We start from the raw sequence: 7,167 nt of genomic DNA on the forward strand, positions 1-7,167 counted from the left end.
TCAGTAGTCCTGCAATCGATGCGAGTCCAGCCCCGATCCCGAAGCCGGGTGTGCCATCCGCGTTCTCGTCGTCTTTAGCAGCGTCTTCGGTCTCAGTCTCGAGGAATTCACTCATCGCGTCAGTATCGGGTCGTGGGAAGTCGTCCTCCCACTCACCGGCCTGGTGGACTGTCGTCTCGGGCCCGACCACGCTCAACTGCTCGAGATCTGCCTTTGTTGCCGAGGCGGTGTCAATCCCGTCCATGTCGTCGACGTAAACGTACATCGACGTCGTCTCGTTGTGCTGTTCGGTCGCAACGCCACTGACGGACAGACTCTCACTGACTGTGTCGGTAATCTCGCTCATGTTTTCGAACTGTGCGCCAGCTTCGACGCGCACCGTGCCATCCTTGAGCCCGGCGTCGATGCGAGCGACCTTGAGTTCGGATTCGTTCAGCGCCGACACGAACTCTTCTGTTTTCGGGGACATCGTCGTCGACGACTGACTGTTTTGGATCGACTGTGCCCAACTCTTGATCGTCTGTCCAGCCAGATCTTTTGACTCGAGTTTGAATTCGCCGTCCATCGAGAGTTCGTCACCGTCGGTTTCGGCCGTGAGATCGAACGTGACATCGTTCGGCGGCTCGACGTCGCGGGACTCGAGTTCGTCGATGTAGGCGTTCCAGTTTTTGGTATCGCCCGTCATCGTCGCATTGAACGACAGATCACCGGACGATGCTTGTTCGACCGACCCGTCCCAGGTAAATGTCGACTCGAGGTTCGCCGCCTGCTGAGCCTCGATGGATTTTCGCGCATTCTCGAGTTGCTCTTGAGGAAGCTGACCAGTCGTATCGGTTGCTTCCATCAGATCGAACATCGAGAGGGTCAGTTCGTCGTAGTTCGCGATCGCAATATCCCAGTCGGCGTCAACCGTGCCCTCGTTCACGTCCACCATGAACGAGATCGTCTCAAGATGAACCTCAGTGACACTGGTCGCGATTTCTCGTGCTTCCGAGCGGGTCAGATCGGCTGACTCATCTGACACCAGTTGGTCGGTTAGCTGCTCTTCGATACCGCTGTCGACGCCGGTGTACGTAACGGTGTACGCGATCTCGAGCTGGGAGTGGCCGCTCGATTGGTTCTGGAAGTCGTAGTTCGTGATCTCGATCTTGCTAGTTCCGTTGAGACTCGTAGCGAGCATCCCATACTGGCCCTGAAGCGTTTGTTTGGCTTGGTCTCGTGTCTCCCACTGACTCACCGTCCACTGGGACAGGTTCCGTTCTTGGGTAACGTCGACCGTGTAGCCGCTCTTCGTCTCCGTCACGGCCGCATCGACGTACATGTTCGACCCGCTACCCATGGTGTCTGTCTCTGCGAACACCTCACCGTTCGTCTCGAACCGATCCGCAGTCGCGGCGATTTCGCCGCTCGTACTGACTGTCCCAGCACTCGTATTCTCGCCGTTGAACGACCCAGACATCTCCGCGTTGAACTCGTTGGCGTCTTCGGAGACCTCTCCAGAGACGTCAACAGTGAGATCTTTGAGATCGTCCGGCTGCTGCATGACCATCGATCCGTTTCCGGAGAGGCCCTGCTGGTTGAGGATCGTCGAGAAATTCGCTGATTCTACATCCTCGTTTGGGTTCTCGACGTCATCAACGACAAGCATGTGAACCAAACCTTCACTGACGTCCATACCCACGTCGATCTTATCGAGGTCCTCAGAGTCGTTCTCATAGTGGAGGACGGCGCTTCCGTTGTCGCCGAGATAGATATCATCGGCCGGCTCAGACTGTGAGTCGACCTGTGTGATCGAGTCGTGCGATTCGAACTCCGGGGAGGGCTCAGTCGCTTGTGCAGTCGTCGTCGCACCGCCGAAGACGACCGGGAGTCCGATCGTTGCAACGCCAACGACTGCGACCATGCACACGGCCAGAAACGCCCTGAAGCCGTCCGTCGATCGCAGTTTCGCTAGCGATTTCAATACTGATGACATATGAATAGACGTTCAACCGCGTGGTTATAAAAGTTAAGATACAGTGACATTCACACCTCCTGAAAGGCGCGACTTCCCATACACAGCGGCTTGCTGTGGTGGGCGAGTTACGGGTTCCCATTTCGTTCCACGAGAGACTGCTGGCAGTGCCACGCTACCGGTGCCCTTCTCCACAGTCGAGAAACGGAGAGTCAGATGTCGACACGATCGAACCGATAGAGTCCGATTCCGAGCGGCACGACGATCCAAAACAGCAGAATCATGAAGGAGAACCAATCATTGAGGTAGATTGGTAGCTCGCCGCCGAACATCTGTGCACTGGTGGTCGATCCCTGCTCGAGCAGATCAACGTCGATGAGGAATGTTAAACCTCTGTTGTATGCCTGGCCAGGATCGAGATTCGTGATGAAGTACGTCCAGTCTTGCCGCCGCTCTGCCATCATTTCTTGCCCCTGAAACTCCTGCGTATACGTTACGGTATCGAAAAAGAGGAACTTTCGCTCACCAAGCAGCCTAAATATAACGCCGGGACTGTTCCATACAACGTAAAAGAGCAGGAAAACACGGAACATCGCAGTTCCAGCAATGGTCGTCGAGCGCGTCAGGGACGAAAGCGAGACGGCGATGCTCGTGTAGATCATCCCACAAGTCATCGACACGACTAATACTGTCGAACAGAACTATCTGAAGATCGGTCGCTCAGACTCGGCCGTCACCGCCGGAGACGGGCCGGTTTTCGCGAGCGACATCTCGCTGACTCCTGTCTAGTAGTGTCAGGAGGTCGACACCGCCGCGCTCGGCGAACTTCGCCGACATACCCGTTCCTGCACCAGCACCGATGATTGGATCTCCACTCGATACGGTCTCGTGTAGCCGCTTCAGTGACTTCTCGTGTGTAATTGTTCTGTAATAACGAATGCTAATTTCCCCCACTATTCAACCTTTGCATATTTATACGCAGCGAATAGTGTTTAATTATAAATTATATAATATTCAATGTTATCTACACTCGCATGACTTGCCACGCTTCACGAAAATAAACTCAGTCTGATTGCCGAGTGGATCGATCGTCGTTTCGACTCAAATATCGGAAAGCCTTGACGCACGCAACTGTACGAGCGTCTGGTTCACTCCTTGTTCGGCGGAAGATCGCCGAGGGCAGTGATCCCAGAGTTCGTATTGCTCATCGCAAAGACTTCCCCATCGGCGATGCGGGGGGAGAACTGATTGTCGGGTCGAACGTGTCGGCAACGGCGTAATACCATTGAGTAGTTCCATCCATTCGGTTGAAAGCTCCGATACACGGTCAAGAGTCTCGAGGTCGAATGCATCGCCGGAGATCGGCGCAACGACAGTGTCCTGTCGACTGCGAGGCTGTCCGCCTGTGGGTCCCCATCGGTGAACCACCGCTCTGAGCCATCTGAAGCGGAAACCGAAGCGGGTCCGTCAACGCCCAGAACGAACACCGTTACATCGGCGACGGCAATCGCGCGGTTCGTTCGGTCCGCGACGGCGACCGAAGTGCGATGTTCGCCCGTTTTTGGGTCATAAACGAGAACGGCGCCGTCGTCACCGATGAAGACGCCATCGTAGTGGCCACCGGTGGGGTTGTTGGAGCGTCAAGAGTGCGTTCATATCAGGGCTCCGTCTTCGGCTGCGAAGGAGCGGAGGATCGGCGTTTCGTCCTCTGTGTATCCGCTGGCGTAAACGCAATCGTCGAACACCGCCGGTAGCGTCGTGCGAACGGAGGCCCGGTGCGGGGCTGTCCACTCCGTCTCACCCGAGGCGACGGAAAACGCCACGAGTTCGAGAACGGGGTCGTCCCGTTGGGGGCGTTCGAAGGGAACAACACCGATCGACAGATCGGGAGCGACTGTCATCGGTCCGATTGGAACCCCATCGATCGTCCGCGTCCATTGCTTGCTGCCGTCGGTCGGATCGAACGACATCAACCGGCCCGTGGACCCGAGCAAAATGTGCTCACCGGTGACGGCCGATTGTGTCAGCGGTGCGCCCGAGGAATCGACTTCGAGGTTGGTCCGCCACTGCTGTTCGCCGGTCTAGCCGTCCAGCGCTACCAGTGCGTCGCCGACGGAATACACCGTCTCCTCGTGGACCTGCGGTGGGATCGTTTCGGCACTTCCCCCATTCCATGCCAGCGTTCCACGTTCTGGAGGAGTGAAATTCGAGGCGCCCGTGTTACCGGCATCGTGGGCCGACTGTAGCCACGTCCCCGTTGGAGATTCGGGGGAGAGGGCGATTTTCATTGCCGTTAAGGATATTGAGACAGCCCGACAAAGCGCCTGCACTTATCCCGACCGCGCCCGCAAGCGTTTGTCGCCGATTCCATGCCATATGGACTTATCAATAGAAGAATTTCTTAATTACCATTACATATAGTATAGGAAATCATGCCTGACGAGTGAGAGTTGGTTCGCCGCTCCATCATCCGACACTATCTGTTGATTCTCGTCTTCGACGGCATCTGCGTCGCTCACGAGCGAGGACTCAACCGCTTCAAGAACGAGTCGAGACCCCTTCCAGGGTTGTCCGCCTGGGGAGGGAACCATTTTGCCCCCTTACTGGTACACAAGGGCATACAAAACGAAGCCGAGTCCTACGACGGTCACAAGCCCGCGTGTGAGTAGCACCGGTCCAATCCCAGCGTCCAGCCTGCTGACGACGGCAACTATAATGAAGACACCGGTAGTCAAGAGAAAGATGCCGATTGCAAGCGAGCGCATTTTTGGTGCATCGTTGCGCCAGTACCCACGGTAGGCGAGGGCAGCGACCAAGAAGCCGACGAGCGCGGTCAGTGCCCGCGACCCCCACGCAATTTCGCTGGGTGTCACCACCGTCAGAACCGACAACTCGGCGGGCGTCATGAATCTCCTCCGAAGATGGTCCGCAGGATGATTCCCAGACCAGACAGTTCACAACCACTCACGAGGATCGAACGACCAACAACCCCAACGCTCGTCATAGTGGGCAAAGCGATCCGGAGGAGTTCTGGAACGCTCGCCAGCAAGAGCAGCCCAACTGCGAGTTTCAACTGCCCCATATGACCCGGTTCACGACGATAGTCACGCAGGAGAACCACGGCGATGGCAACCGACATGATGATCGTGAGCACCGAGATAGCAACCACTATCACTGCGATTAGGGAACTCGTTCCAGTCGCCCGCAATTGTAAGACCACGTCCAGCATGTCAGGACAACCCCTCGAACAGATCGGTGAACCGGTCGGACGGATCTGTCGACGAGCGTGTGATAGTCACGTCGTACGCTCCATCAGCGAACGAGACGGTCACATCCTTGATCGTCGTGGCGTACCGTTTGAAGTGGTTGCCATCCGAGTCAACCACCTGTTGGTCGGTCACGAGATCAGCCGCCTCGAGTCGCTCGAGACGACGATATGCTGTCGGATCTGACATGTCACACGACGCACAAAGTTCGGAAGCAGACATAGGTTCAGTCGTGAGTTCGGCGAGGATGGCCCGCGCGTACTTGTCTTCAAGCAACGCGAGAACTTCGTCCTCATCCTCGTCCATATACCGATTCGTGCTCGGGCAGTAGTAAAAAGGCAACCGTAGCTTCCGGGACAGAAGCCGTCCCTCCGGTAATAATATCCTCACTCTTCTCGATTCGGGTATGTCACCACAGTCATCAGTAAAACAGGCAGCCCCAACTGGACTTCGACAACTGTGGCGATGTGTTATATGGCCAGTCTGGAATCATGATCACCACCGCCTACGCGCACCTTTCCGTGCGATTATTCCAGTCATCACTACATTTCTCGCCATCGCTATCGTTCAGTCGATCGTCAGATCACAGTTCAAGCATCCGGTCAGAGAGTCAGCCGAAATGATTGGGATAGCAGGTGTCTTCATCGGTGCGGTTCTCGTCAGTAGTCGACTGATTGACCGTCGCCCAGCCACAGGGTACGGTCTGTCATTTGATCGTCAGTGGTTGCAGATGTTCGCCGTTGGCGGGTTAGCTGCGACACTTATTAACGCCGGTGCGGTTGCAGTGGGACTTGGTGCCGACTGGGTAACTGTCGCTGGTATCGCACAGACACCGGGTGTCATTTCGTTTCTCCCAGCGATGGTCATTGTCTTCGGCTATATTATGGTTGCGGGACTGTGGGAAGAGTTCATCTTCCGAGGAGTGCTGTTGAAGAACATCGCTGAAGGGGTCAACGGATACGTACGGAATGAAATCGCGATCGGTATTGCGCTTGCTATCAACTGCATCGTTTTCGCGTTCTTGCATGGCGGGAAAGTCACACATCTCAGCCATTACGGATACTACCTATTGGCAGGGCTAGTGCTCGGTGGCGTCTATGTGTTGACCGGTGAACTTGCACTGTCTATGGGATTCCATATATTCTACAACTACACCCAGAGCGCAGTGTTTGGACTTGGTGTTTCACAGCAGACGCCGGAACTACTCGTCTTAAATCTTGTCGGACCGACCCAATATATTGGTGAAGAGGGGTTCGTCCACGTCGGTGCAACAGCTGTTGGTGGCCTCCTTTTGCTGGGATATGTATACTGGATGGATGGCGAACTTCGCATCCACGATCGCCTGACACGATGGACAAGTACCGTATAGTTCGTCGCTTGATGAGGCTACACGTGCCCAAGATAGTAGCATCATATGTCGTTTCGTTAGTGCTTTTGGCAAAATTCACTATCCATAGAGCGTGTCATAGAAAGCGTCACGTGCGAAGCAGCAGGGTGCGCGAAGTGTGTCCAACACAAGCGCAACCCTGCAAGACGTAGCTTCGGTAGACGACTTCTTGAATGTCGCGGCTACCGAGACAGTACCGCTATTCGAGCATCTTGAGTTCGAGTTTCTACTGGAATACGACGTGTTCGCCCCCTCGAAGCGGGGGCGAACACGAGTTCACCAGCCACCAGACCTCTTTCGCTTTCTGCACTGACTCGATGGAAACGCTGCTATGCCATGAGAACGTGAAGCAAGCATGGGACGCAAGAGACCGACTGTAGTAGTGTGCCCCGAGCACGTTGCACTGACTGGTCCGTGTGCGAAAGAAGCCGAGTCATGGGCGTTACAGCTCGACTGCCGCTGTAATCAGGTGTTCGGAATGTGCATCAGCGAGCGATGAGCGTCAATTTGCTACACTGATGGGTGAAGTGAAAAATTAGAGCTGCCTGTGCAAGTTAGCG

At 55.4% G+C, this 7,167-nt stretch carries 7 protein-coding genes and 3 pseudogenes; 2 read left to right on the top strand and 8 right to left on the bottom strand.

The window, feature by feature from the left end:
* The 8 genes and pseudogenes from BSG09_RS16695 to BSG09_RS16730 all read right to left on the bottom strand — a co-directional run.
* The coding region (locus BSG09_RS16695; protein ID WP_343124078.1) for a hypothetical protein at window positions 1-1,975 on the bottom strand (1,975 nt) is incomplete at its 3' end.
* Window positions 1,976-2,166: 191 nt separating this feature from the next.
* Window positions 2,167-2,628, bottom strand: coding sequence for an ABC transporter permease subunit (locus BSG09_RS16700; RefSeq protein WP_092935119.1), 462 nt, complete (start codon window positions 2,626-2,628; stop codon window positions 2,167-2,169).
* A gap of 115 nt (window positions 2,629-2,743) precedes the next feature.
* Window positions 2,744-2,875: pseudogene (locus BSG09_RS21765) on the bottom strand (phosphoenolpyruvate hydrolase family protein); the annotation flags it as partial.
* A gap of 731 nt (window positions 2,876-3,606) precedes the next feature.
* A pseudogene (locus BSG09_RS16710) lies at window positions 3,607-4,023 on the bottom strand (outer membrane protein assembly factor BamB family protein); the annotation flags it as partial.
* A 12-nt stretch (window positions 4,024-4,035) separates the two neighbouring features.
* Window positions 4,036-4,242, bottom strand: coding sequence for a hypothetical protein (locus BSG09_RS20355; RefSeq protein WP_130501430.1), 207 nt, complete (start codon window positions 4,240-4,242; stop codon window positions 4,036-4,038).
* 312 nt (window positions 4,243-4,554) lie between these two features.
* Window positions 4,555-4,860 (bottom strand): DUF7521 family protein, encoded by a 306-nt coding sequence (locus tag BSG09_RS16720; protein ID WP_092935125.1) that lies wholly within the window; start codon window positions 4,858-4,860, stop codon window positions 4,555-4,557.
* Window positions 4,857-5,183, bottom strand: a complete 327-nt coding sequence (locus tag BSG09_RS16725; protein WP_092935127.1) for a hypothetical protein — start codon at window positions 5,181-5,183, stop codon at window positions 4,857-4,859. Before BSG09_RS16725 ends, BSG09_RS16720 begins: the two co-directional genes overlap by 4 nt.
* A 1-nt stretch (window position 5,184) precedes the next feature.
* Entirely contained in the window at window positions 5,185-5,526 is a 342-nt protein-coding gene (locus tag BSG09_RS16730; RefSeq protein WP_092935129.1) for an ArsR/SmtB family transcription factor, read from the bottom strand.
* Window positions 5,527-5,839: 313 nt separating this feature from the next.
* Between BSG09_RS16730 and BSG09_RS16735 the strand changes: the two genes are divergently transcribed.
* Together BSG09_RS16735 and BSG09_RS16740 are read left to right on the top strand one after the other, a co-directional pair.
* Window positions 5,840-6,589 carry a CPBP family intramembrane glutamic endopeptidase gene (locus BSG09_RS16735; RefSeq protein ID WP_217650155.1) on the top strand — a complete coding sequence of 250 codons (750 nt, stop codon included), beginning with the start codon at window positions 5,840-5,842 and terminating at the stop codon, window positions 6,587-6,589.
* 136 nt (window positions 6,590-6,725) lie between these two features.
* Window positions 6,726-6,917: pseudogene (locus tag BSG09_RS16740) on the top strand (IS5/IS1182 family transposase); the annotation flags it as partial.
* Between the last annotated feature and the right edge of the window lie 250 nt (window positions 6,918-7,167).

It is taken from the genome of Natrinema hispanicum, assembly GCF_900111485.1.
Classification (GTDB): Archaea; Halobacteriota; Halobacteria; order Halobacteriales; family Natrialbaceae; genus Natrinema; species Natrinema hispanicum_A.